The sequence below is a fragment of the Flavobacterium psychrotrophum genome (assembly GCF_003403075.1).
GTDB lineage: Bacteria > Bacteroidota > Bacteroidia > Flavobacteriales > Flavobacteriaceae > Flavobacterium > Flavobacterium psychrotrophum.
Genome location: NZ_CP031557.1, coordinates 833,283 through 860,067 on the forward strand (window position 1 = coordinate 833,283; position 26,785 = coordinate 860,067).

At 42.6% G+C, this 26,785-nt stretch carries 21 protein-coding genes; 14 read left to right on the forward strand and 7 right to left on the reverse strand.

What is annotated here, in order from left to right; translation table 11 throughout:
• Positions 1–18 precede the first annotated feature (18 nt).
• From DYH63_RS03600 to DYH63_RS03640, 9 genes are all read left to right on the forward strand, one after another.
• Positions 19–468 carry a GreA/GreB family elongation factor gene (locus DYH63_RS03600; protein ID WP_116787504.1) on the forward strand — a complete coding sequence of 150 codons (450 nt, stop codon included), beginning with the start codon at positions 19–21 and terminating at the stop codon, positions 466–468.
• Between the two features lie 488 nt (positions 469–956).
• Complete coding sequence (asnB, locus tag DYH63_RS03605) at positions 957–2,567, forward strand: asparagine synthase B (protein WP_116787505.1); 1,611 nt, start codon at positions 957–959, stop codon at positions 2,565–2,567.
• 276 nt (positions 2,568–2,843) lie between these two features.
• On the forward strand, positions 2,844–4,784 hold the full coding sequence (gyrB, locus tag DYH63_RS03610) for a DNA topoisomerase (ATP-hydrolyzing) subunit B (protein ID WP_116787506.1): 1,941 nt from the start codon (positions 2,844–2,846) through the stop codon (positions 4,782–4,784).
• Positions 4,777–5,796, forward strand: coding sequence for a DUF6588 family protein (locus DYH63_RS03615; RefSeq protein WP_116787507.1), 1,020 nt, complete (start codon positions 4,777–4,779; stop codon positions 5,794–5,796). The genes gyrB and DYH63_RS03615 overlap by 8 nt, the downstream gene beginning before the upstream one ends.
• Before the next feature lie 22 nt (positions 5,797–5,818).
• The gene (locus DYH63_RS03620; protein WP_116787508.1) at positions 5,819–6,751 is read left to right on the forward strand and encodes a malate dehydrogenase; all 933 of its coding nucleotides are present in this window, start codon (positions 5,819–5,821) and stop codon (positions 6,749–6,751) included.
• 140 nt (positions 6,752–6,891) lie between these two features.
• On the forward strand, positions 6,892–9,855 hold the full coding sequence (gene secDF, locus DYH63_RS03625) for a protein translocase subunit SecDF (protein WP_116787509.1): 2,964 nt from the start codon (positions 6,892–6,894) through the stop codon (positions 9,853–9,855).
• A 147-nt stretch (positions 9,856–10,002) separates the two neighbouring features.
• Positions 10,003–10,704, forward strand: coding sequence for a MotA/TolQ/ExbB proton channel family protein (locus DYH63_RS03630; protein ID WP_116787510.1), 702 nt, complete (start codon positions 10,003–10,005; stop codon positions 10,702–10,704).
• Positions 10,704–11,096, forward strand: coding sequence for an ExbD/TolR family protein (locus DYH63_RS03635; RefSeq protein WP_116787511.1), 393 nt, complete (start codon positions 10,704–10,706; stop codon positions 11,094–11,096). The genes DYH63_RS03630 and DYH63_RS03635 overlap by 1 nt, the downstream gene beginning before the upstream one ends.
• 4 nt (positions 11,097–11,100) lie before the next feature.
• Positions 11,101–12,006 carry an energy transducer TonB family protein gene (locus DYH63_RS03640; protein WP_116787512.1) on the forward strand — a complete coding sequence of 302 codons (906 nt, stop codon included), beginning with the start codon at positions 11,101–11,103 and terminating at the stop codon, positions 12,004–12,006.
• 404 nt (positions 12,007–12,410) lie between these two features.
• Here the strand turns inward: DYH63_RS03640 and trpA are convergent, their stop codons facing one another.
• The 7 genes from trpA to DYH63_RS03675 form a co-directional block, all read right to left on the reverse strand.
• Positions 12,411–13,157 (reverse strand): tryptophan synthase subunit alpha, encoded by a 747-nt coding sequence (gene trpA / locus DYH63_RS03645; protein ID WP_116787513.1) that lies wholly within the window; start codon positions 13,155–13,157, stop codon positions 12,411–12,413.
• A complete protein-coding gene (gene trpB / locus DYH63_RS03650; protein ID WP_116787514.1) occupies positions 13,154–14,344 on the reverse strand; it encodes a tryptophan synthase subunit beta in 1,191 nt (396 codons plus the stop codon). Before trpB ends, trpA begins: the two co-directional genes overlap by 4 nt.
• Positions 14,341–14,919, reverse strand: a complete 579-nt coding sequence (locus DYH63_RS03655; protein ID WP_205528277.1) for a phosphoribosylanthranilate isomerase — start codon at positions 14,917–14,919, stop codon at positions 14,341–14,343. Before DYH63_RS03655 ends, trpB begins: the two co-directional genes overlap by 4 nt.
• A 17-nt stretch (positions 14,920–14,936) precedes the next feature.
• Positions 14,937–15,707: an indole-3-glycerol phosphate synthase TrpC gene (locus DYH63_RS03660; protein WP_116787516.1), complete on the reverse strand. Its 771-nt coding sequence runs from the start codon at positions 15,705–15,707 to the stop codon at positions 14,937–14,939.
• On the reverse strand, positions 15,704–16,687 hold the full coding sequence (gene trpD, locus DYH63_RS03665; protein WP_116787517.1) for an anthranilate phosphoribosyltransferase: 984 nt from the start codon (positions 16,685–16,687) through the stop codon (positions 15,704–15,706). Before trpD ends, DYH63_RS03660 begins: the two co-directional genes overlap by 4 nt.
• A gap of 147 nt (positions 16,688–16,834) precedes the next feature.
• Positions 16,835–17,425 (reverse strand): anthranilate synthase component II, encoded by a 591-nt coding sequence (locus DYH63_RS03670; protein ID WP_116787518.1) that lies wholly within the window; start codon positions 17,423–17,425, stop codon positions 16,835–16,837.
• 29 nt (positions 17,426–17,454) lie between these two features.
• Positions 17,455–18,840: an anthranilate synthase component I family protein gene (locus tag DYH63_RS03675; RefSeq protein WP_116787519.1), complete on the reverse strand. Its 1,386-nt coding sequence runs from the start codon at positions 18,838–18,840 to the stop codon at positions 17,455–17,457.
• A 480-nt stretch (positions 18,841–19,320) separates the two neighbouring features.
• On the opposite strand from DYH63_RS03675, the gene DYH63_RS03685 reads away from it, so the two are divergent.
• The 5 genes from DYH63_RS03685 (at position 19,321) to DYH63_RS03705 (ending at position 26,784) form a co-directional block, all read left to right on the forward strand.
• Positions 19,321–19,623, forward strand: coding sequence for a hypothetical protein (locus tag DYH63_RS03685; RefSeq protein ID WP_116787521.1), 303 nt, complete (start codon positions 19,321–19,323; stop codon positions 19,621–19,623).
• Between the two features lie 160 nt (positions 19,624–19,783).
• Positions 19,784–20,776, forward strand: a complete 993-nt coding sequence (locus DYH63_RS03690; RefSeq protein WP_116787522.1) for a sugar kinase — start codon at positions 19,784–19,786, stop codon at positions 20,774–20,776.
• A 2-nt stretch (positions 20,777–20,778) separates the two neighbouring features.
• The gene (locus tag DYH63_RS03695) at positions 20,779–21,408 is read left to right on the forward strand and encodes a bifunctional 4-hydroxy-2-oxoglutarate aldolase/2-dehydro-3-deoxy-phosphogluconate aldolase (RefSeq protein ID WP_116787523.1); all 630 of its coding nucleotides are present in this window, start codon (positions 20,779–20,781) and stop codon (positions 21,406–21,408) included.
• A 350-nt stretch (positions 21,409–21,758) separates the two neighbouring features.
• Positions 21,759–24,827, forward strand: a complete 3,069-nt coding sequence (locus DYH63_RS03700) for a SusC/RagA family TonB-linked outer membrane protein (RefSeq protein WP_116787524.1) — start codon at positions 21,759–21,761, stop codon at positions 24,825–24,827.
• 13 nt (positions 24,828–24,840) lie between these two features.
• The gene (locus DYH63_RS03705; RefSeq protein WP_116787525.1) at positions 24,841–26,784 is read left to right on the forward strand and encodes a RagB/SusD family nutrient uptake outer membrane protein; all 1,944 of its coding nucleotides are present in this window, start codon (positions 24,841–24,843) and stop codon (positions 26,782–26,784) included.
• The last annotated feature ends 1 nt before the right edge of the window (position 26,785 follow it).

The following is a 26,785-nucleotide window of genomic DNA, read 5'->3' on the forward strand; positions in this document are numbered from 1 at the left end:
TTTGCGAAATAAAACAATATGGATTTAAAACATAAAGTACTCAATTACTACAAACAGCAGGTAGACGATAAGCTTGATGCCTTTCGGGATATGGTTGCTGAACTAACAGATGGCGCAGCTAATGATGCCAAAGGGTCTGCCGGCGACAAGCACGAAACAGCGTTATCAATGATGCACCTTGAGCAGGAAAAACTAAACCATAAGATTGCCGAGTTTCTGGAGCAAAAAGGCATCCTCGATAAAATTAACCCTGATACCGGTACCGACAGGGTAGTGCTGGGCAGTCTCGTAAAGGCAAACGCCTTTCACTTGTTTGTAAGCGCTGCACTACCTAAAATAACGGTAGAGGGTATAAGTATCATTGCACTTTCGCCACAGTCGCCACTGGGGGGTATAATGCTGGGCAAAGCTGTAGGAGATACTTTCGAGGTGAATGGTACTACCTACACAATTTACGATATATCGTAAAAAGCTGTCAGGGTGCTTTTTGGCGTCAATAATTTTTTCAATTATACCATCCGCTTTTTCAGAGAAATGTATAAAAACTTTTTTATACCGCAGAGATTCCCAAAGATACCCTGAGTTTCCCAGAGAGAAAGAGCATCACCTTCGGTGTGAGAACACAAAGTTTTAGACGTACTGATTCCACATCACTCTGAGTACTCGCGTGCTGCAAGCGCAATCTCAATTAAGTTAAAATCTTTGGGCAACTCAGGGTATCTTTGGGGATCTCTGCGGTATGACTCAATGAAATTATATCTTTTTTACAATTATAACATAAACCTCTCACAAATCCACAGTTTACTTATAAATTTATATAATCCATCCTTTTTAAGTTTTAAATTGTAATCACAATAAACTTTTTTGTTTTATAATTTAAACTAAAAACACAACTTTGTCTTGTTGAAATAAACCAAATAACGGTTTTTAACATTGAACTTAAACAGACAAGACGTATGTGCGGAATATTAGCAATTATAGGAAAAGGAAAAGACGAAGCATTAGTAAAACAATTATCTAAAAGGATGTCGCACCGCGGGCCGGATGAAAGCGATTTGCATGTAACAGAAAAAGGCCACATCCTGAGCCATGAGCGTTTATCTATCATCGACCTTAATACCGGCAAGCAGCCTATTCAGGGTTCTGCGGCTGCGTGGATGGTGCACAATGGTGAGATATACAACCATAGGCAGCTTCGCGAAACCGTTCTTAAAAGCCACACGTTCCGCACTACGTCAGACTCTGAAGTTATTGTACACCTGTATGAAGAGTTTGGTTATGACTTTTGCCATATGCTCGATGGTATTTTTGGGTTTGTAGTAATTGATGGCGACGATTTTATTGCCGGCCGCGACCCGCTGGGCGTTAAGCCATTATATTATGGCATAGATGAAAGGGGCAGGATGTATTTTTCGAGCGAAATGAAGTCGATTACAGACCAGTGCCAGTCGTTCTCTACATTCCCTCCGGGGCACTACTACACGCCTAAAACTGGATTTGTAAAATACTACAAGCCGGAATGGGAAGATGCCGCTAAAGCAGTAGAAGCGGTAGACTACGCTGCCATTCGCGAAACGCTTACCCAGGCGGTAGAAAAAAGGCTGATGAGCGATGTGCCTATCGGGGTGCTGCTATCTGGCGGACTTGATTCTTCGCTTACATCATCTATCGCTGCAAGGCTTATGGCAGGTGGCAGCAAGAAACTGCACTCGTTCTCTATTGGTCTTGATGCTATGGCTCCTGATGCTGTTGCAGCACGCAAAGTAGCTGAATTTTTAGGAACAGAGCACCACGAAATACACTTTACCATAGAGCAGGGCATCGAGATACTGGATAAGCTTATCTGGCATTTAGAAACGTATGACGTTACATCTATCCGTGCCAGTACACCTATGTACTTTTTAAGCAACGCAATTACCGATATGGGCATTAAAGTTGTATTGAGTGGCGAAGGTGCCGATGAGATATTTGGTGGTTACCTGTATTTCCGCAACGCACCATCTGCAGAAGATTTCCAAAAGGAAACCATTGAGAGGGTTCAGAAACTTTTCACTGCAGATTTACTAAGGGCAGATAAAAGCACTATGGCACACGGCCTTGAGGCTCGCGTACCATTTCTTGATAAAAAGTTTCTGGAGCTGGCTATTAAAATCAAGCCGGAACAAAAGCAGCCTAAAACATATAACAATATAGAAAAATACATATTGCGCAAAGCCTTTGATACCCCGGAGCAACCGTATCTTCCGGATGAGGTGCTTTGGAGGCAAAAAGAACAGTTTAGCGACGGGGTGGGGTACAACTGGATAGATACCCTGATAGAGTACTGCTCATCTCAGGTTACAGATGAAGAACTGGAAAGTGCAGCGTCTCTTTTTCCTTACAACACTCCGGCTACTAAAGAAGCCTATTTTTACAGAAGGGCGTTCCATAAGCATTTTCCGCAGGTAAGCGCTGCGCAAACCGTAAGGAAATGGATACCAAAATGGCAGGCAAATACCGATCCGAGCGGGCGTGCCAATGCTGCCCACGTTAATGCCGACACGGCTATAGCCCAGGCAAAAGTATAAGGATTTAATAGTTTGTAATATTAGTTTAATTTCAGGTTTTTGGAATTTAGTTTGTTTGTTTGTGGAGACGCCCCCGTTGCATGCGGGGCGTTTTTTTGTTTAATTTCGGGCAGGATTTATTAGCTTATCTAAAATATTAGAAAATAATTAGTGTATTGAAAGTTTTAATAAATTGTTAATAACTAAGGTGCTAAAAGAAGCTTTAAATTAGCATTATCCCTTGCGTTTACTTATATTTGTTCGTTAAACTTAAAAAGTTCTTAAGGATATAAATTTATGAGCGAAGAAGCAAAGAAAAACAATTATTCGGCAGACAGTATCCAGGCATTAGAGGGTATGGAGCACGTAAGGATGCGTCCGTCCATGTACATAGGCGATGTGGGTACACGCGGTCTTCACCACCTTGTTTATGAAGTTGTAGATAACTCGATAGATGAGGCGCTTGCCGGGCATTGTGATACTATATCTGTTGCCATTAACGAAGATAATTCTGTTACCGTAGAAGATAACGGCCGTGGTATACCGGTCGACATGCATAAAAAAGAAGGTGTTAGTGCCCTTGAGGTGGTAATGACCAAAATTGGTGCCGGTGGTAAGTTCGATAAAGATTCTTACAAAGTTTCCGGTGGCCTTCATGGTGTTGGTGTTTCTGTTGTAAACGCGCTTTCTGATAACCTGCGTGCTACTGTTTTCCGTGAAGGAAAAGTTTATGAGCAGGAATATGAGAAGGGTAAAGCCATGTATCCTGTAAAACAAGTAGGCGAATCTGACAAAAGGGGTACTACGGTAACCTTTAAACCGGATGGCACTATTTTTACACAAACCCTGGAGTATTCTTATGATACGCTTGCTGCACGTATGAGGGAGCTTTCGTACCTAAACAAAGGTATTACCATAACGCTTACCGATAAAAGGGAACAGGACGATAAGGGTGAGTACCTGTCTGAAACTTTCCATTCTCAGGAAGGCCTTAAGGAGTTTGTTAAATTTCTTGATGGTAACCGCGAGCCTATTATTGCCCATGTTATAAGCATGGAGAGCGATAAAGGCGAAGTGCCGGTAGAGGTTGCGCTTATTTACAATACCAGCTACAGCGAGAACATCTTTTCGTATGTAAATAATATTAACACACACGAGGGCGGTACGCACCTTTCGGGTTTCCGCAGGGGGCTTACAAATACCCTAAAAAAATATGCCGATAACTCAGGCCTGCTTGAAAAGCTTAAGTTTGAAATTAGTGGCGATGACTTCCGTGAGGGGCTTACCGCTATTATATCGGTAAAAGTACAGGAGCCACAGTTTGAAGGCCAGACTAAAACCAAGCTGGGTAACCGCGAGGTTGTAGCACCGGTAAGCCAGGCAGTGAGCGAAATGCTTGAAAACTACCTTGAAGAAAACCCTAATGATGCCCGTACCATTGTACAAAAGGTTATACTTGCGGCACAGGCGCGCCATGCGGCTAAAAAAGCCCGCGAAATGGTGCAGCGCAAAACCGTAATGGGTGGCGGCGGACTTCCGGGTAAGCTTTCTGACTGTTCTGAGCAGGATCCTGCAAAATGCGAAGTATTTCTTGTAGAGGGCGACTCGGCAGGTGGTACTGCAAAACAGGGCCGCGACAGGGCATTTCAGGCGATACTTCCGCTGAGGGGTAAAATCCTTAACGTAGAAAAAGCCATGCACCACAAGGTTTTTGAGAACGAAGAGATTCGTAATATATTTACAGCACTGGGTGTAACCATAGGTACCGCAGAAGACAGTAAGGCACTGAACCTTGAAAAACTACGCTACCATAAAGTTGTTATTATGTGTGATGCCGACGTAGACGGTAGCCACATCTCAACGCTTATATTAACGTTCTTCTTCCGCTTTATGAAAGAGCTGATAGAAAACGGACACGTATATATTGCTACTCCGCCACTTTACCTTGTTAAGAAAGGTAATAAAAAGGAGTATGCCTGGACAGAAAACCAGCGCGACCTGATTACAGAAAGGCTTGGCGGTGGTACTGCTATACAGCGTTATAAAGGTCTTGGAGAGATGAACGCCGAGCAACTTTGGGAAACCACTCTTAACCCGGAATACCGCACACTGCGCCAGGTTAATATAGATAGCCTTGCTGAGGCCGACAGGATATTCTCAATGCTTATGGGTGATGAGGTTCCGCCAAGGAGAGAATTTATAGAGAAAAATGCCGTATACGCAAAAATTGATGCGTAAGGCAGTTTTAAAAATAACGGGTGTCACGAGCCTGCTGCTATGTACGGGCAGGCTTAGTGCACAAACGGATGTTGCCCAGGTGGCACAACAAATAGGGTATCTCATTGACGATGCTCTATTTTTTTCTGACCAATATGTAACGCCTGCTACAGATGCGGCTATTTACCAGTCAGCTTCCGGGTGGATTACTTCGCCTAAAAAAACAGAGCTTTGGGATGTGTCTTTCGGGTTGCATACCAATGTTTTTTTTACGCCGTACCGCGACCGTAATTTTGTTATCAAAAATACCGATTTTAGTTTTTTTCAGCTTGAGCAGGGTACATCTGCCTCAGTGCCTACTGCTCTTGGCGATGACAGCCGTGTTTATCTTAGCGGTACTCTTGGAGGCAGTCCTTTAAGGTTGAGGAGCCCTGAGGGGATGAATATGAATACTGTTGCCTATCCTTATCTTCAGGCTTCGGTGGGCTTGCCCTTCGGTACAGAGCTGGTGCTTAAGTATTCTACTAAAGTAAAACTTAAAAAAAGCGATTACCAGGTGTATGGTATTGGCCTTAAATATAACTTTAGCCAGTATATTAAAAGCCTTGAAGCCCAAAAAATACACCTTGCGGTACTTGCCGGTTATGGTAAAGAAGATGTTTCATTCAACTTTCTTAATGTAAAGACAGATTATGGTACGCTGGGCATAAATACCATAAATGGTACGGTAGATACCTGGCAGTTTCAGTTAAGCGCCTCACAGGAATTTGGTGATCTTGAATTTATGGGTAGTTTTATTGCCAGTGTAAGCGATGTAAAATATAAAGTTAAGGGCGAAACGGGTACCATAGAGCAGATAATCCCGCTACAAAAAATACTCAACAAAAGACTTGAGGAAATATATAAAACACGTACCAATTATATAGGAGAAATGTCCTGTAAGTATAATATTGATAATTTTGACGTACAAACTATCGTTGCTTTTGGGAAATTTGTAAATACTAATGTATCTTTAACGTATTCATTTAAGTAAAAACTAATAACCGTTAACCATTATGAAAGTAACAATTGTTGGTGCAGGCAATGTAGGAGCTACCTGTGCAGATGTAATTTCTTATAGGGGAATTGCAAGTGAAGTAGTGCTTCTTGATATAAAAGAAGGTTTTGCAGAAGGCAAAGCCATGGATATTATGCAATGTGCCCCTAATACGGGTTTTAATACAAAAGTGGTAGGTGTTACCGGCGACTATAGCCGTACTGCAAACAGTAATGTGGTGGTTATAACCAGCGGTGTGCCGCGTAAGCCGGGCATGACACGCGAAGAGCTTATAGGGATAAATGCAGGTATTGTAAAAGGTGTTGCAGAGAATGTGCTTAAATACTCTCCTGATGCTATAATTGTGGTAGTGTCTAACCCTATGGATACCATGACATACCTTACTCTTAAGGCTACCGGGCTGCCAAAGAACCGAATTATAGGTATGGGCGGCGCGCTTGATAGTTCTCGTTTTAAATATTACCTTTCTAAAGCGCTTGATAAGCCTATTAATGACATACAGGGTATGGTAATAGGCGGGCATGGTGATACTACTATGATACCGCTCACACGCCTTGCTTCTTATAACGGTGGGCCGGTGTCAAACTTTTTAAGTGCAGATGTGCTTGATAAAGTTGCCGCAGATACTATGGTGGGCGGTGCTACGCTTACCGGTTTGTTAGGAACATCGGCATGGTATGCCCCTGGAGCTTCTGTAGCATATCTTGTAGATAGTATTGTAAATGATCAAAAGAAAATAATAGCCTGCTCTGTTTACCTTGAAGGGGAGTATGGGCAAAATGATATATGTATAGGTGTGCCGTGCATTATAGGTGCTAATGGATGGGAAGAAATTATAGACATACAACTTAACGATGAAGAAAAGGCAAAATTTGCCAAAAGTGCCGATGCGGTGCGTAATATGAACGCCGACCTGCAGCAGGTACTCTAACGGTTTAGTAAATAAATACAGGAGACTGCCTATGGCAGTCTTTTTTTTATGATATAATTTAGAAATAAATTGGTTAGTCTGAGTCTAAATTATATATTTGCTCGTTTTTAAAAAAATGGAATAATTAATTTTTAGTAATAATGCAGAATAAGGGACTCGTAAAATTTTTCGCAATCCTATTTGGGTTGGTATGTATCTACCAGCTTTCCTTCACATTTGTGTCCGGAAGAATAGAGGATGATGCCAAGGTTATTGCCAAAGGCGATTCAGATAAGGAGATTACTTATCTTAACTCTCTTAAGGATTCAGTTGTGTATCTTGGATATACATATGATGAAGTAAGAAACAAACAAATCAATAAGGGGCTTGACCTTGAAGGCGGTATCAACGTAATGCTTGAGATCTCTGTAAAGGACATCCTTAAAAGCCTTGCTAACAATAGCCAGAACATTGTTTTTAACAAAGCATTAGACAGGGCTACTAAAGAGAGGCAGGGTAACCAGAGTTACCTTGATGCGTTTTTTGTTGCTTTTAAAGAAGAGTCTAACGGCACCCTTAAGCTTGCTTCGCCTGAAGTGTTTACCAATAAGATAAATGGTAACGACATCAACACTACAATGACTGATGACCAGGTACAAAAAGTTATTACAGGTAAAGTTAGTAAATCTATTGATAGTGCATTTGGCGTACTTGCTGAGCGTATCGATAAATTTGGTGTAGTACAGCCAAACATTCAGAGACTGGGTGAGTCTGGCCGTATCATGGTAGAATTACCGGGCGCTAAAGATATCGACCGTGTAAAAAAACTACTTCAGAGTACTGCACAGCTTGAGTTCTGGGAAGCTTTTAAAGCTACAGACCTTCAAAACTTCCTGATGGCTGCTAACGAAACCATCAAGAAAACAGATAAGCCTGTTGCAGAAACTGCTGTTGCAAGCAAAGACTCTATTGATAATCTTCTTGGAGGCAAAGATTCTGCTTCTCCGGTAAAAGGTAATAACCCGCTACTTGATAAAATCCAGATCAGCCAGGGTGGTCCAATCATCGGTGTGGTGTCTACAAAAGATACTGCTGCTGTAAGAGGATACCTTAACAGGCCGGACGTTCGCAGCCTGCTACCTGCAGAAGCGCGTTTTGCAAACTTTGTATTTGGTAAAGAAGATACTAAAAAAGCTAAAGGCCAGTTAGACCTTTATGCCCTTAAAGGAAATAAAGAAAACGTAGCACGCCTTAGCGGTAACGTTATTACAGGTGCCAGCGATACATTTGACCAGTTTGGTAAGCCAGCTGTTTCTATGACCATGAACACATCTGGTGCTCAGAAATGGGAAGAGATTACAGGTAAGGCATACCGCGAGCAGGGCTTTATTGCCATTGTTCTTGATGATGTTGTATACTCTGCACCGGGTGTTACTACAGGGGCTATCTCTGGTGGTAACTCTCAGATATCAGGTACTTTTGATGTAACTGAAACAAAAGATTTAGCTAACATTCTTAGGGCGGGTCAGCTTCCTGCTGCTGCCGAGATTGTTCAGTCAGAAATTGTAGGTCCGTCACTGGGTCAGGAGGCTATCGATAACGGTATTAACTCATCTATTGCAGGTCTATTACTTGTATCACTTTGGATGGTTGTATACTACGGCCGTGCAGGTTGGTTTGCTAACGCAGCACTTCTTGTAAACATTCTATTCTTGTTTGGTTTCCTTGCAAGCCTTGGTGCTGTACTTACACTTCCTGGTATTGCAGGTATTGTACTTACAATAGGTACTGCGGTAGATAGTAACATTATCATTTATGAGCGTGCTAAAGAAGAACTTCGCCACGGCAGGTCGCTTGATGAGGCCGTAAGGATATCATACAGCTGGAGAGGTGCAATGTCATCTATTACAGATGCTAACGTTACACACGTACTTACAGGTCTAGTACTGCTTATCTTTGGTACAGGTCCAGTAAAAGGATTTGCAACTACACTACTAATAGGTATATTTACATCACTGTTTACATCTATCTTCATAACAAGGATGTTCCTTGACCATTATGTAAAGAAAGGTAAAGAGCTTTCGTTTGTAACACCACTTTCTAAAAACTGGTTTACTAACTTCCATTTCAATTTCCTTGGTGCTAAGAAATTTACATATATCTTCTCATCTGCAGTAGTTGTTATCAGCTGTGTGTCTTTCTATGTTAATGGCCTTGATGAAGGTATTGACTTTGCAGGTGGACGTACGTTCCAGGTGAAGTTTGAAAAAGCGGTTCCTACAGAGGAAATTAAAAATACACTTAGCGCGGAGTCAGTATTTAACGACAACGTAGACGTTAAGGTGTTTGGTAATGAAAGCCAGCTTCGTATAACTACTAAATATAAAGTAGACGAAAATACAGAAGCAGCAGATAGGGACGTAAACGAAAAACTTTATAACAGCCTTAAAAAATACTACAGTAAAGATCCTGGTTATGATGCGTTTGTAAACACAGCCGAAGGTAAGACTGTAGGTGTGCTTCAGGCTTCTAAAGTAGGTGCTACTGTAGCAGACGATATTAAGACTAACTCTTACTGGGCGGTATTAGGTTCTATGGCTATCGTGTTTATTTACCTTATGGTAAGTTTCCGCAAGTGGCAGTATAGCCTTGGTGCTATCGCCGCTGTAGCGCATGACGTTATATTTGTACTGGGTCTTTACTCGCTACTTTACAAGTATATGCCATTCCATATGGAAATGGACCAGCACTTTATCGCTGCGATCCTTACCGTAATTGGTTACTCAATGAACGATACCGTAATTGTATTTGACAGGGTAAGGGAATACCTTGCCGGCGAAACTAAAGGTAGCTTTAAAGATATCGTTAACACGTCTATCAATACAACAATGTCGCGTACTATCAACACATCATTAACAATGGTATTGGTATTAGGCCTTATGTTTATCTTTGGTGGCGACTCTATCCGCGGATTTATTTTCGCAATGCTTGTGGGTATTGTAGTGGGTACATATTCTTCACTATTTATTGCTACACCGGTACTGGTAGATACTGTATCTAAGGAAGATAAAGAAGCTATTGTAAAAAGACACAACGAAACTGTTGAAGTTGCTGTAAAGGAATAGTACTTTATTTGTTAAAAATATTTAAACCTGCTTATTAACTTAAGCAGGTTTTTTATTTATTTGCATACGCAAAGATGCATATATTCGTTATTAATTATAAAAAAGGCATAGTTTTAGAGGAGACTCACACAAAAACGCACAAGTAACATGATGAACCTAATTTTTTTATTTCAGGATACAATTCCTGCCGCTGTTGTTGATAGTACAGCTGCTGCACCGGCAGCCGCAGTAGAATCTGTAAATTACTTTTCGCTGCTTTTAAAAGGCGGTGTAATGGTTGTACCCATCCTGTTGCTTTTGTTTTTTACGCTATATGTAATTATAGAAAGGGCGCTTTATTATGGTAAGGTTACAAAGCAAAATGATGCACTGATAAATGAAGTGCGTTACCAGCTTACTTCCGGTAAAATTGAAGCAGCACAGATATCAGCCAGTAAAGATGGCACCGCTACGGGTAACATCCTTGAGAGTGGTATATCGCTTATAGGCCGTCCGCTTAGCGAAATAGAAGGGATGATGGAAAAGCAAACCAACGTAGAGATAGGCATGATGGAAAAAAAACTGGGATGGCTGGGTCTTGTGGCCGGTATAGCACCTATCCTTGGGTTCATTGGTACCATCTCGGGGGTTATCAAGATATTTTATACCATTTCGGTTACAGAGAACATCAGTATCGGTAGTATCTCGGGTGGTCTTTACGAAAAAATGATCAGTTCGGGATTAGGGCTTATCGTGGGTGTTGTGGCCTATTCAGGCTACCACTATTTTAACATGGTTATCGACGGCTTTTCCCTTAGGATACAGCGTGTGATAATACAATTTGTAAACATAATAACCGTAGGGAAATAATGAGGGTAAGAAGAAATAAACGCTTTCATGCAGAGATCGCCGCCAGTGCGCTGAGCGATATCATGTTCTTTTTGCTGTTGTTCTTCCTTATCATATCTACGCTGGCTAATCCTAACGTTATCGACCTGAACCTGCCTAAGGCAGATTCTACTAAAACTACAGATAAAGCGCACATAACGGTATCTGTAACGGCCGATAAAAAGTATTTTATAGACAAGCAGCAGGTAGCGCTGGAAGAACTCGAAGGGCAACTGATGGCTAAACTGGGTACCACTAAAGATAATGTGGTAATCGTGAGGCTGCCAAAAGAACTACAGGTACAGGACATGGTAGATATATTACAGATAGGGCAAAGGAACAAGCTTAAGTTCTCTATTGCCACAACAAAATAAGTATATGGCGCCATTAACGGAAGAAGAAAAAAAGTCAATGATCAGTACCCTAACCGCATTTATTTTGCTGTTAGGCGTATTGTTCTTTGCTAAATATACCTCAAAAAATGAGCTTGTTGACCTTGAAGGCGGCGGCGGGGGTGGCGGTGTAACCGTTAACTTTGGCGACAGTGATGTAGGCTCAGGGTCCGACTTTACAAGCCAGGTACTTAACGTGCAGGAACAAAAAGCTGTAAGGAAGCCTGCGGCGGCAGCACAGGAAGACGAGATAGTGTCCAGCGACCTTGATGATGCACCTGCTGTTGTAAATACCAAGCCTGTGGTAAAAAAAGAACCTAAAAAGGAAGATGTTAAGCCAAAGCCGGAACCTGTAAAAACACCTAGACCATCTAAATCTACTGATGATGCACTTGCTAACATGATAAACGGCAACAGCAAAGGTGGCGATGGCGATGATGGCGTGGCAGGAAACAAAGGTAAAAGCAACGGAAGCATAAGTTCAGGCAGCTATAATGGCGACGGAGGTAGCGGCGGTGGTACCGGTGGCGGAAACGGCAGTGGTAATGGTACCGGTACAGGCCCGGGCAGCGGTAGCGGATCTGGAGGCGGAAGCGGCTCAGGTAATGGTACGGGTGTAGGTAATTATAAACTTGCCGGCCGTAAGGTAGTTACAAAGCCTGCCCCGAAATATACGTGTAATGAAGAGGGCATAGTCGTAGTTGCAATATCGGTAGATCAGTCCGGTAAAGTTATATCAGCAGCAGCAGGTGCCCGTGGTACTACAAACCCGGCGCGATGCCTGGCAGACCAGGCTGAAGCAGCAGCACGAAATACTAAGTTTGACAGTAACCCCAGTGCTGCAGAAAAGCAGTCCGGTACTATTGTATATAACTTTAAGTTGACGGATTAGTGTTGTTGCCCATCAACATATCAATATAAAAACAGTCGCCCTGAATTTGTCTCAGGGCGACTGTTTTTGTTTTTATCGTTTCTTTCTTCACATTTTGTCAGTGGGTGAGGAACGACCGCGGCAATCTAATTTATACTGAAAGATAGCTTCATTCCCTGAAATAAGGATGTCGCTTGAGACGCTTTTACCACGTGCTGTCATCGCGAGGAACGAAGCGATCTATCCTTAATGATTCAGGTACTATGTTATTAAAATGATTTCTTCATGCATTGTCATTGCGAACGCAGCGCAGCGGAGTGTAGCAATCTATTAACCCCAACATAATTGTTTAGATCGCTTCGTACCTCGCGATGACGATGCGTGAAGAGAGTCATCTGCCAAATCCGTGTTACCAGCATTTCATATTACATCACCCCCCTCAAAAACTCCTTTTCTCCACCAACCTTTACAGCCTTTAAATAAGCTGTGCCTACAATAACACCATCTACACTCTCAAAAGCAGTTTCCTTTTTGGCTTTACTGTCAATGCCAAAGCCGATAAATAATGGTGTATCTCCGCAAAGCTGCTTTAGTTCGGCGTAACGGGTACTCAGAGCGCCGCTAATGGCATATCCCTGCCCGGTAATGCTGTTTTGCCCTACCAGGTACACAAAGCTGTTAGCGCACGCCTTTGCGGTTTGCTCTACGCAGGCATCAGTAGTGAGGGGTGTAATAAGGAACGTAACCGGAACACTATACTTTTCAAATGCTGCCTTATACTTAGTTTGGTATAGCTCCAGCGAAAGGTCAGGAAGTATCAGCGAGGCAATACCCAGATTTTGGCAACGGCTTAAAAAGGCATCAAGGCCAAATTGCAATACAGGGTTAAGGTAACCCATTAATACTAACGGAATGTGTATTTCATCTTTTGCGGCTTCAAGCTGTTGCAGCAGAAGTTCTAATTTCATGCCGTTTTGCAGGGCAATGGTACTGGTTTCCTGTATCACAGGGCCATCTGCCATTGGGTCACTAAAGGGGATGCCTACCTCGGCAAAGTCTACGCCCAGTTCCTGTAGTTGCAGCAATTGTGGTACAAGGCTGTCAATTTCCGGGTAACCGGCAGTTACAAAAATACTGACCTGCTTTTTATCTTTTTTAAACGGATTGTTCATAGGTTGGGGAATTTTTCCATGTAGGTGTTCATGTCTTTATCGCCGCGTCCACTAAGGTTTACCACGATTACATCATTTTTTTTAAGTTCAATTTTAGCCAGAGCCGAAAGCGCGTGCGCACTTTCTAAAGCCGGTATTATGCCTTCAAGCTGCGAAAGTTCGAGCGCACTTTGTAGGGCTTCGTCATCGGTAATAGGTATGGCTTTTGCCCGCCCGGTTGCAATGGTATGCGCGTGTAACGGCCCAATGCCCGGATAATCAAGCCCCGCCGAAATAGAGTGCGGCTCGGTTACCTGCCCGTCGGCATCCTGCATTAACAATGTTAGGCTGCCGTGCAAAACGCCCGGCGTACCCAATACACTCGTTGCCGCCGACTTGCCTGAATCTATACCGTGACCGGCGGCCTCTACAGCGATAAGTTCAACATCGGGATTATCGTAAAACTGGTAAAAAGCCCCGGCGGCATTGCTGCCCCCGCCCACACAGGCCACTACCTTATCTGGTGCAGACTTGCCTGTTTTCTCAAACAGTTGTTTCTCAATTTCCTTAGAAATAACCGACTGGAAATAGGCCACGATCTTAGGGTAAGGAGCAGGCCCCACCACGCTGCCTATCAGGTAGTACGAATCGGGGTGGTTTATCCAGTGCCGAATGGCCTCGTTAGTAGCATCCTTAAGTGTCTTGCTACCCGATGTTGCAGGGCGCACTTCTGCGCCAAGCATCTTCATGCGCTGTACGTTAGGTGCTTGGCGTTCAATGTCTTTTTCGCCCATGTACACTATGCAGTTCAGCCCCATGAGGGCGCAAACGGTAGCTGTTGCTACGCCATGCTGCCCTGCACCGGTTTCGGCAATAATATCGGTTTTACCCATGTGCTTGGCAAGCAGTATCTGGCCTACAGTATTATTCACTTTATGCGCGCCGGTATGGCACAGGTCTTCGCGTTTCAGGTAAATGTGGGCAGCATATTTATCAGATAATCTACCTGCATAATACAGCGGAGTAGGTCGCCCTACAAAGTCGCGCAGCAGGTTGGCATATTCGGTTTCAAAGGCTTCGGTAAAGCAGTAGCTGTTAAAGGCAGCGTCGAGTTCCTCAACATTTGGGCGCAACAATTCCGGTACATACGCACCACCAAATTCACCGTAAAAGCCCAAGCTATCTGTATCTAAATAAGATGTGTTCATAATTCAATATTTTTTAAGAAGTTGGCAAGTTTTGCCACATCTTTTATTTTGGGTTCAATTTCAAAACGGCTGTTAAGGTCATAACCCGCTAATTTTGGATGCGGAAAATTTTTCAATGCTTCAGCGGAATCAGGCCCTATGCCGCCACTCAAAATAAACGGAGTATCTCCATTATAATCTTGCAAAACCTGCCAGTTAAAAGCCGTGCCTGTGCCGCCGTGCTGCTCGCTTTTGGTATCGAATAAAAAGTAATCGGCCAGGGTTTCATAGGTTTCGGTTGCTTCTAAATCTTTTGCATCGGCTATCCCAAAAACCTTAATAATTTCGATCCCTTTCGGCAATTGCCTTATATATTCAGGCGATTCACTGCCGTGAAGTTGTACCGTATCAAGGCTATGTTTTTCAATCTGCTCATTCACATAATCCAGCGGTGCATTTACAAAAACACCTACCTTTTTTTTGGATGTAAGAAAAGTAGTATCGGTAAACCGTTTAGAGCCTTGGAAAAAGATAAAACCTACATGGCTTACCTCTGGCAATGCCGCTACAAGTTGGCTGCTTTCGTTTGCTGTCAAACCGCAGACCTTAATTATCATGATTTTGTGCTTTTAACCAATGCGGCCAGATGCCCCTCGCGTAAAATGCTTTCGCCAATGAGTGTTCCGCCATAACCTGCTGCCATAACCGCTGCAATATCTTCTGGCGTTTTAATTCCCGATGCCGAAATAAGCGGTACGTTTTTCGGTAAAATTTTCACTAAGTCAAACGAATGCTGCAAACTGGTTTGTTGTGCCTTTAAGTCGCGGTTGTTTACGGCGATCAGGTCTACCTCGGCAGGAATAAAGCCGACTTCCTCAGCCGTGTGAACTTCATACAAAACCTCTAAGCCTAAGTTACGGGCAACATTGGTAAGATAGGTCGCTTCCTCAGGCTGAAGAACCGCACCAATAAGCAGTACAGCATCGGCACCTATAGCTCTGGCTTCATACAATTGTATTTCGTTAATAATAAATTCCTTGCGAAGGAGTGGTAACGTAACGGCTTTTCGGGCTTCGATAATATCGTCAATGCTTCCTCCAAAATAGTCTTTATCTGTAAGAATAGAAATACCTGAAGCGCCGTTTTGTTCGTAGAATGTAGCCTGTTCCACTATATTCACATCGGTTTTAATTTTCCCCCCACTTGGCGATTTACGCTTTATTTCGGCTATGATACCAAAGCCCGCATCAAGAATATGCTGCTTTAGCGAAATGGTTTCACGACTAAAATTTTCGCTTTCGCGGAAGCTGCCAATACTGTGAGATTGCTGTAACAGTGCTACTTCCTTGCGCTTGTTTGCTATGATTTCGTCTAATACATTCATACGGTTATCTTTTTAAGATGAGAGATTGCCTTGCCTGAAAGTACTGCTTCGTAGCCTTCGGCGAATGCCTGCTCAAAAGTTTTTTCGGGGCTGAAAGTCTGCAATGCCAATGCTACGTTGCCCGCCAATACAATATTCTGTTGTTGTGTGCCTTTTCCTGAAAGTAGGTCAGTCAATATTTTAGCCGAAGCCTCCACGGTATCGCCACCTGATATTTCGCTTAGCGTGATGCTTTGCTGTAACGGGTTACCGCCCAAAAGTTCGTCACGTTGCTGGCCTAAAATGCGGGTTACCCCAATAAAGGTCAGTTCGTCAAAGCCATCCATGCCGTGAAGTATCGTGAATTCTTTTCGCTCGTCTTTCAGAGCGTGCTGGTATTGCTTGGCAAGTTCGAGGGAGTACGTTCCCGTCAACTGATGCGTGGGGTGGGCAGGGTTAACCAGTGGCCCCATGCTATTAAAAAATGTGGCGATGCCCAAAGCCTTGCGCAATGGTGCCACAGCCTTAAGCGCAGGGTGAAAGAGTGGCGCGTGCATAAAGCAGATGTTGGCATCGTCAAGCTGTTGTTTCAGGCTGTCGCGGTTGTTTGTAAAGGTATAGCCAAGCGATTCCAACACGTTGCTTGACCCGCACAGCGAACTCACGCCATAATTACCGTGTTTCACCACCTTGTAACCCAAGCTCGCCAGTACAAAAGCGGTACAGGTAGAAATGTTAAACGTGTTCTTGCCATCGCCACCGGTACCACATACATCAATGCTGTTGCCCACATCAAACTTCATGGGCAGGGCAAGCTCCAGTAATGCTTCCCGAAAGCCCATAAGCTCGTCGAGTTGCAGTCCGCGCATTTGTATGGCAGTCATAATCGCAACGGTTTGCGAATCATTGCTCTCGCCATTGCCTATGCTTAGCATGCACTGGCGCGCCTCGGCTTTACTAAGGGGTGCACGGGATATTATTTTTTCGAGTATTTGTTTCATTTTTGTGTATCGCAAAGTTTCAGAAAGTAGGCACTAAGTTTCACAAAGCTTTTATTTCTTATTTATCTTAATCAGCAAAGTTTCACAAAGGGAAATTCTTAGCGTTTCTTAGTGCGCTCTTAGTGGTCCTTTGCGAAATAGCCTAATTTAAAATGTGTCGTTTAAAACGACAAAAGGCTCTCGTATCCAGTTCTCTATCATCGTCCTTCCCTGTGGTGTCAATACCGATTCGGGGTGAAATTGCACGCCGCTTGTAGGATGACTCGTGTGGCGCAATGCCATTACGATACCGTCTTCGGTTTGGGCGGTTATTTTCAGAAACGGACTGCCGTTTGGCGTAATCTTCCAGCTGTGGTAGCGGCCTACGGGCAATGTTTGGGGCAGGCCTTCAAATAAAGGGTCATCGGTTAATATGATCATATCGGTAGCTTTACCATGTACGGGGGCAGGGCACTGCTCCAGGGTTCCGCCAAAAACCTCGGCTATGGCCTGGTGCCCAAGGCATACGCCCAGCATCTTTTTTTGTCCGGAATAGCGGCGTATTACTTCCAGCAGTTCGCCTGCCTCACTGGGTATACCCGGGCCGGGAGAGAGCAGTATGGCATCGCAGGTGTCAAGCTCATCATAATCTATTTCATTATTGCGTTGCACTATTACCTCTACATTATCTGTTTCTCGCACATAGCGCACCAGGTTGTATACAAAGGAGTCGAAATTATCTATTATACCTATTTTCATTTTAGTTGTAAAGTCTTAAAGTTGTAATGTTATAAAGTTTGGGCAGCAGCGGCAGATACAGCACGGCGCACGGCTCCGAGTTTGTTATTTACTTCCTGCAATTCATTTTCGGGTACAGAATCCAGTACTATACCGGCGCCGGCACGGTAATGCAACTCGTTATTTTTACTGAAAATACTGCGGATAACGATGGCAAGGTTCATGTTTCCATCTGTACTTAGAAAGCCTATGGCACCGCCGTAATATCCGCGCGGTGTGCTTTCATACCTGCTTATCAGTTCCAGCGCATTGGGCTTGGGAGTACCTGAAAGCGTTCCTGCCGGGAAGGTTCCTGAGAACAATGGCAGCGCGTTATTATCTTTCTGTACCTGACCGATTACCTTACTTACTAAGTGAATGACATGCGAAAAATGCTGCACTTCTTTGTAACTGGCTATCTGTACATCAGTACAAAAACGGCTCAGGTCGTTACGGGCAAGGTCAACCAGCATGGTATGTTCGGCATTCTCTTTTTCGTCGTTTATCAGGGCTTCGGTATTGCGCATGTCTTGCGCGGCATTACCGGTTTTACGTACGGTTCCTGCAATGGGGTGTATACTGGCCGTGCCATTACTAAGGCTTATCTGGGTTTCGGGGCTGCTGCCCATAATGCGGTAACTTTCCATATCGGCATAAAACAGGTAAGGGGAGGGGTTTAGCCTTCGCAGTTGTCTGTACACCTGAAAGTCATCGCCAAAAAATGGCTGCATAAATGGCCGTGATACCACAAGCTGAAATACATCGCCCCTGTAAATATGTTTTTTCGCATTACCTACTAAATCAAGAAAATCATCATTGGTTAGGGGAGAGGTTTCTGCACCTTTTACCTCAAAAGGCAACAAGGTAAAAGTCTGCCTGCGTAGTAGTGCTTCAAAGTCGGTATCGGGCAGCGTTTCTTCAGTTAAAGAATTGCGTAAAATCAGTCCGGTATCATGAAAATGATCGAGTACTATGAGGTATTCAAACAGTATGAACTGTGCCAACGGGAGTCCGGTCAAGTCTTCTTTAGCAGCCGTTACCGGTTCTTCAAAATGAGCATATTCAAAACTAAAATAGCTTAAAAAAGCATTATGGTTTTGCGGGTTTTCAAAGTTGTATTCCGCAATAATTTGCTGTATCTGGTTGGTAACTTTCTTGCGGTTTATTACAGGCCGAGTGCTGCGTGTACCTGCAACTTCAATGACAATATTATCTGCATATACGCTAATCTCTATCAATGGATTAAGACCAATGTATGAGGTGCTGTCAGCACGGGAGTGGTAGTCATTACCCTCTAGCAGGCAGGGCTTTCGGTAGTGGTGACGCAGGCCAAGATACAGTCCAACAGGAGTGTAAAGGTCGGCGTTAAAATTATATGTTTGGGTGTATATTTTCATTTCAAATTTGGGTATAAAAAAACGGCTTGCCAAATGTGACAAGCCGTGTATACGTTATATAGAGTATATGCGTGTTTAGGCAACCGTCACTGAAGTGTGAAAGTGCCACCACCAAAATTTGTTTGCTGTAGTTGAAGTAATCATAACTCAAATGTATGAAAGTGTTTTTTAATGGGCAAACTTTTTTGCATTTGTTTATTTGGAGAGAATGGAACGCGGATAACGCGGATGCTACGCAATCGCGGATGACGGCAGATTTGTTACCGCCGGAAAATTCATTGGGCGATGCGCAATGTTCAAAATATAACCGACTACTAAATCCTATAATTCCATTTTATATTTGATTTTGAGTCGTTGAGTCCTTGATCCAAGAGTGGAATAGTATACCCTGAAAAAATCCGCGGTCATCCGCTCAATCCGTGTCATCCGTGTTCCATTAAAATTATAGAAAACCTTATCTTTGGTTTTTATTTTTACCCTATGAAAAAAGTAACCGAAGCCATTGTACGCAAAGATGCTGCTGTACATAAAATGCAGTTTGATAAAGAATGGTTTTATAATGTAGAAGACCTGGAAGATTACCTTAACGAAGACCTTACCGGGATAGAGTCGGTTAACCTGCCTATGGAAATATTTGGGGAAGTTATGACTGTAAAGGCTGCCACGTGGGAAGACGTTGAACGTTTTTTACAAAAGGAGCCACTGGAAAATTTTAGGGGAAGCGTATTTAAGAACAAGCCTGCAGAAATAAAAAAGCCTATCCCAAAGAGCAGAAAAAAATAAGCATAGCTGTTATTAGCCATAAAAATATGTTTGAAGGCCGCGACATTTTTTGTTACGGCTTTTTTTATTAGATATTTACTACAACGTATTAGTGTTTTTGAAAACAATAATTACTTTCGCTGTGGCACATCTGTTATTTTTACGCTACTAAAAATCTGTTATGAAGAATGTCCTTACGTTTGGCGAGTTATTAATAAGGCTGCATGCGGCTTCAGGCAATTTTATTGCTGAAGAAGAAAACCCCGTGGTAAATGTTTTCCCGGGAGGGTCTGAGGCTAATGTAGCTGTGGCACTTTCGCAATTGCAGATTCCGGTATCTTACTACACCGCGATTCCAGATAACGCCATTACGCAAAGCATTGTAGCGGTATTAGAACGAAACAACATTGATACCTCAAAGATATTATTTAAAGATGGCCGCCTTGGTGCTTACTACCTGCTCTCTGCAAACGGGCTTACCAGTGGCGATGTTATTTATGACCGTGCTTATTCTTCGTTTAGTAGTGTAACTGTTGCAGATATCGACTGGGATACTCTTTTTACAGGTTGTTCCTGGTTTCACTGGACGGCACTTACCCCAGCCTTGTCTGAACCTATGGCACAATTGATGAAAGAAGCACTATTGCAGGCTGAAAAACGAGACCTGGTTATTTCGGTCGACCTTAATTACCGCAGCCGCCTATGGCAATATGGCAAAGCGCCCCTTGAGGTAATGCCGGAGCTGATAAAATGCTGCGATGTAATAATGGGTAACATATGGGCAGCAAACAAAATGCTGGGCACATCAATAGATGAAAGCCTGAACAGGCAAACATCTAAAGAAGATTATGTAGCATTTGCTAACAATGTTGCCAAAGAAATTTTCTCGTTATTCCCTAAATGCAGGCATATAGCCAATACCTTTAGGTTTATGGATAGCCCGCAGCATAATTTGCTGTATGGTACGTATCACACTCCCTACGGTAACCACGTTTCTGAAACGCTGGAAACAGATATACTTATTGACAGGATAGGCAGCGGCGATGCTTTTATGGCAGGCCTGATATCGGGAATTTATAAGGGCGATGAGCCACAGAAAATAATTGATACCGCAACCGCAACCGGATTTAAAAAACTTTTTATTAAAGGCGACTTTTTAAACATAAAACAATAACCATGAACCCACTTTTTGATACCATTGCAGCTTACCCTTTAGTACCTATATATTATAATGACAATATTGCTGACTGTATTGATAAAATAGACAGCTGCTATAAAGGCGGGGTACGGGTATTTGAATTTGTAAATCGTGGCCCTTTGGCTTTAGCCAATTTTGAGGCATTACAGGTTTACAGGGATGCAAACTGGCCTGAACTAAAATTTGGGATTGGTACAATTAAGACTAAAGAGCATGCACAGGATTTTGCAGCACTAAAGCCGGATTTTATGGTGAGCCCTGTTGTAGATAAAAAAGTTGCTAAAGTTGCCCGAAAAAATAATATACCCTGGATACCCGGTGCCATGACACCTACCGAAGTAGCATGGGCATCATCATTAGGTGCTGAACTTGTTAAATTATTTCCAGGCGATACATTAAGCCCTGACTTTGTAAAAGCTATAAAACCGGTATTTCCTGAAGTCAGGTTTATGGTAACGGGTGGCGTAATACCAGAGGAGAAAAATATTAAAACATGGTTTGCTGCGGGAGTAACTGCTGTAGGTTTGGGCTCTAAACTATTTCAGGATGCTGATGCTGACGAAATACAGACCCGTATTTGTAACACCTTTAAATGGTTAAGCCTATAGATTGCTTCTTAAAAAAGCACCTTATAGTTAATAAGACTATAACGAATATTGATTTTACCTGCTAAATAAATACGTATTTCTTTTATTAATACGTATTATTTGCGAAATATTAAATTTTATTCAATTCACTACAACGTATTCGTAACTTTTAAAAGGATTGTTGCGTAGTATTTTAACTTAAATTTTACTTTTGGTCTACTGCACTATAAGGTGTGGTTGCTTGAAAATCGAAATCGTTATAGTTTATATTGGCCAGATTAAATAATAACTAACACCAAACTTAATACCATGCTTACAACCAAACTTAGAACAACACAATTATCAGTAATCAATAATTAACAAACTAATTTATGGAGAACCTCTACCGTGTATCAGCAATATTAAAGCGTTTGATACCATTATTTACGTTTTTTATTGCCACAAATCTTATCTCTGCACAAGAGAATATAAATGTATCGGGTACCGTAACTTCATCAGAAGATAATTTAGGTATACCGGGAGTTAATGTAGTTATTAAAGGAACCGCAAATGCAGCCGTTACCGATATTAATGGTGCTTACACTATATCAGCACCTAAAAATGCGGTATTAATATTTACCTCAGTAGGGTTTAAAGCCCAAGAAGCAACAGTAACAGGCAATGCACTTAGCATTGTACTTCAGGGGGCTACAAAAGAGCTTGAAGAAGTAGTAGTAATAGGGTACGGTAACCAGCGCAAAGAAGCAGTAACAGGATCTGTAGCTTCTATAAAGGGCGACCAGTTGCGCGAAATGCCGGTGCCTAACATCAGCCAGGCATTACAGGGCCGGGTAGCGGGTGTAGAAATTTCGCAAACATCATCACAACCGGGTGCAGCCATGCAAATACGCATTAGGGGTACACGCTCGCTTACAGGCCTTAATGACCCGCTTGTTGTATTAGATGGTATTCCATTTTCAGGATCAATATCAGATCTTAGTACAGATGATATTAAGAGTATCGATATTCTTAAAGATGCTTCTGCTACTGCAATTTATGGCTCCAGGGGTGCTAACGGTGTGGTACTTGTTACCACTAAAAAGGGCACAAAAGGGCAGGCTGCAAAATTTAGCTACGACTCTTATTATGGCGTTAGAAACGCTATAGAATATCCTATGATGAACGGTGCTAAATATGTTGCACTTCGCAAAGCGGCTAATCTTTATACAAATGGTCTTGATGAAGCGGATGATGTAAATACCGACTGGCAGGATTTATTCTACAGGACAGGAACCGTACAAAACCACCACTTAGGTTTATCTGGTGGTACAGAAAAAGGAAATTATGCTTTTAGTGCTACTTATTTTAAAGATGAAGCAGTAATACCATCGCAAAATTTTGAGCGTATTTCACTTTTTTCTTCTTTAGACCAGGAGATAGGCAGTTATGTTAAGGTTGGTTTTAGCTCTACAAGTAATTACTCTGTTACAAACGGAAGTAACTTAAATATGTATGGTGTGTTATCTCAATCTCCCATTGCAGACCCGTATAACGAAGATGGTACATTTAAAAGAACAGTAAGAATGCCTGCCGATGAGCAATGGGTATATACCAGAAGTACACTTGAAGGGCTGGGTGATAAATATATAAACCAGACCAGGGCATTTTCTTCTTACAACAGCGTTTATGGCGAGGTAAAAGTACCTGGTGTAGAAGGATTGAAATTCAGGTTAAACCTGGGCGGAAACATCCGTATGGCTTTTGGTGGTAGTTATACCGGCGAAGGTGTGTTTGCAACCACAGCAGATACTCCGTCTACCGCTAACGTAAGTAACTCTATCAATACAAACTGGACGGCAGAGAACATCCTTTCTTACGACCGTACCTTTGGCGGCAAGCACAATATAAGTGCGCTTGCTTTGTACTCTGCGCAGGATAATAAATATAACAGCTCTTCTGTTTCAGCAAGAGATATCCCGTCAGATGCTTTTCAGTTTTATAACCTTGGCCGCGCCGATGGAGAAATTACAATTAACCCGGCTAATCAGGCATATGAAAAAACAGGCTTAATGTCGTATATGGGGCGTGTTATGTATGCTTATGATAACCGTTACATGTTTAGTGCTACTTACCGTTCTGACGGATCTTCAAGGCTTGCACCGGGAAACAAGTGGCATTCTTATCCTGCTGTATCTGCAGGATGGAACATTACTAACGAAGCATTTATGAAAGAGGTAAAAACCATAAGTCAGTTAAAACTAAGAGCAGGTTATGGCGAAACATCTAATCAGGCTGTAAATCCATATAAAACACTTGGTGTTTTAGCCTCAAGGCCATACAACTTTGGCGATCAGTATGCAACAGGGTTTTATGTGTCAGAACTTCCAAGCCCTTCATTAGGGTGGGAGTACACAAAATCAACAAACTATGGTTTAGATTTTGGCTTATTCAATGGCCGCTTAAACGGTACTTTAGAATACTATGTACAAAAAACAAGCGATGTATTGATGCAGGTAGGGCTTCCGGCTACATCTGGCGCAAATGCTTATACTGATAACGTTGCAAACACACAAAACAAGGGTCTTGAGTTTTCACTTAATGGTATTATTATAGACAATCCTGATGGTTTTAGCCTTGATGCAGGATTTAACATCTATGGTAACCGTAATAAAATTACCTCACTTTCCAGCGGACAACAAGAAGATAGAAATAACTGGTGGTTTGTAGGCAAGCCCATAAACGTTATTTATGATTATAAAAACCAGGGGCTTTGGCAGGAAGGCGATTTATACCAGGGCATTTTAGAGCCGGGTGGTGGCCCGGGCATGATAAAGGTACAGTACACAGGCGATTATAATGCAGATGGTACACCTGTAAGAGCAGTAGGCCAGGATGACCGCCAGGTTATAGATGTTAATCCTGATTTTCAGGGAGGTTTTAATACACACATGAGTTATAAAAACTTTGACCTGGGTATTGTAGGTGGTTTCCAGAGTGGTGGTGTACTAATCAGTACATTATATGGCTCATCTGGTTACCTGAATATGCTTAACGGACGCCGTGGACAGGTAGATGTAGACTACTGGACACCTCAAAATACGGATGCAAGATATCCTAATCCGGCTGGCTTAAGAAGCGGGGATAATCCTAAATATGCTAGTACATTGGGCTATTTTGACGGATCATATGTTAAAATACGCACCATTACTGTAGGTTATAACTTTACACAGGATTTTCTTAAAAATGCAGGTATAGATAAGCTAAGGTTATATGCTACACTACAAAATCCGTTTATTATTTATTCTCCGTACCACAAAAAGACGGGATTGGATCCTGAACCAAACTCTTACGCTAATCAAAACGCAGCTGTAACAGATACGTATCAACCCAGACTTTTAACTGTAGGAACAAATACGCCTGCAACACGCAGTTTTATGTTTGGTTTAAATGTGTCATTCTAAAAAAAGAAACGTAATGAAAAGAATAAATTTTAAAACATTAATGCTGGCATCTGTAACAACCTTATTGCTTACAGGGTGTAATGATGAGATTTTAGATGAAACGCCTCGCGCTACATATACGCCAGAATATTTTAAAACAGAAGCCGGTATATATGGCGGTTTAACAGGTATGTATGCCCATCTTCGCTATATTTATGGGCAGGGCTATTATTATAACTCTTGCCTTACAGGTACAGATGAGGTAACCTATGCACAAAGTGCCGATGGTAACTTTAAAGACATGGATATGTCTGGCGTGGGGCAAATTACCGGTACAACAAGCCGTACAGATGTACTTTGGGGTGCTGCATGGACTAATATAAATAGTGCCAGTGGTATTATACAATACGGCTCTGAGGCAGGAATATCTGAGGCATTATTATCTGAAGCCCGTTTTTTCCGTGCATTTGATTACTTCCTGCTTGTACAAACATTTGGTGGTGTGCCGCTGGATATGGGGTCTGGGGAGCTTAAATTTAATATAACCCCTACCAGGACTTCTGTAAGAAATACGGTTCCTGAAGTGTATACAAAAGCCGTTTTCCCTGATCTTTTAACAGCCATAGAAAACTTGCCCGATGCAGCCCGTGTAAAGGGAGGTGTTACTAAAACGGTAGCCCGCCTTTATCTTGCTAAAGCATACTTAACATTTGCCTGGTGGCTGGATAACCCTAACGGAATAGCTACCTATCCTGATGCGCCAAGAACAGACCCTGACGGGCATAATTCGCAATGGTACTATCAGCAGGCTTATGATGTAGCTGTTGCAGGTATTAATAACCCTGGCGCATATGCATTACAACCTACATACTACGATGTTAACGTAGCAAGTAATGATCGTAACAGCGAAATTTTATTATATGCAGACCATACACAAGGCAGTGAGTTTTATAACGGCGGAAGCCTTACTTATGGTAATGGTGGCGCGCCGGATAACTTTGCAAGCTGGTTAATGACCTGGAACTATACAGAAATGCGTAGCGCATCTAACACGTCACAATCTACTCTTATAAGTTCTGTACAGCGTGAAGCCTCACAACCGTTAGGACGCCCGTGGACACGTATGTGCCCTACTATTAATGTTGTAACAGGTACGTTTGCAGATAAAACAAACGACTCACGCTATGATGGTACTTTTACAACGGTATACCGTGGTAACTGGAACAAGGCCGGAGTAGCTAACGCCACGCTTTACAATGCAAATAATCTTACGGTAGCTCCCGGAGATGCGATATTAACCTTCCTTGACGAAGAACCATCGCAATCAATTGATTATTCTAATGGTACTTACAAAAGCAATATTGGAGCCGGTGTGCTGCCGGGCAGAGCAGATTATGTAGTTTCGCCACAGGGAATAAGCCGCAGGGTATATCCTGGATTATGGAAAATAGGACCGTACCGTACCGATAGTGGTACAGGCCTTGGCCAGCCAAATGCTGCAAGTACACGACCGTTTAATATTGCAAAATTCTCAGAACTTTATTTTGTAGCTGCAGAGGCTGCTGTAAAAGGAGCCGTAACTCAAGGTGGCAGGAGTGCAAGAGATCTTGTAAATGTTATACGTGCACGTGCAGGTAAATGGCGTTGGGATAATGGTGCTAATGCTGCCAGGGTAGAAGATAACAGTGCAGCAATTACTGCAGCTACTCCGGCTACTATAGATGTTAATTATATACTTGCTGAGCGATCTCGCGAATACTATGGTGAAGGCTACCGTTGGTTTGACCTTGTAAGGACACAAAAATGGAACGAATTAGCTTCAAGCTATAGCATTTGTGGCCCTAATGTTGGCGACCATACGCCACAAACCTTTACCCGTACTATAGAACCACATATGTACCTTAGGCCTATACCGCAGGGACAGTTAGATGCTATGACAGGAGATGTTTTAAGCTATCAAAATCCGGGATACAATTAAT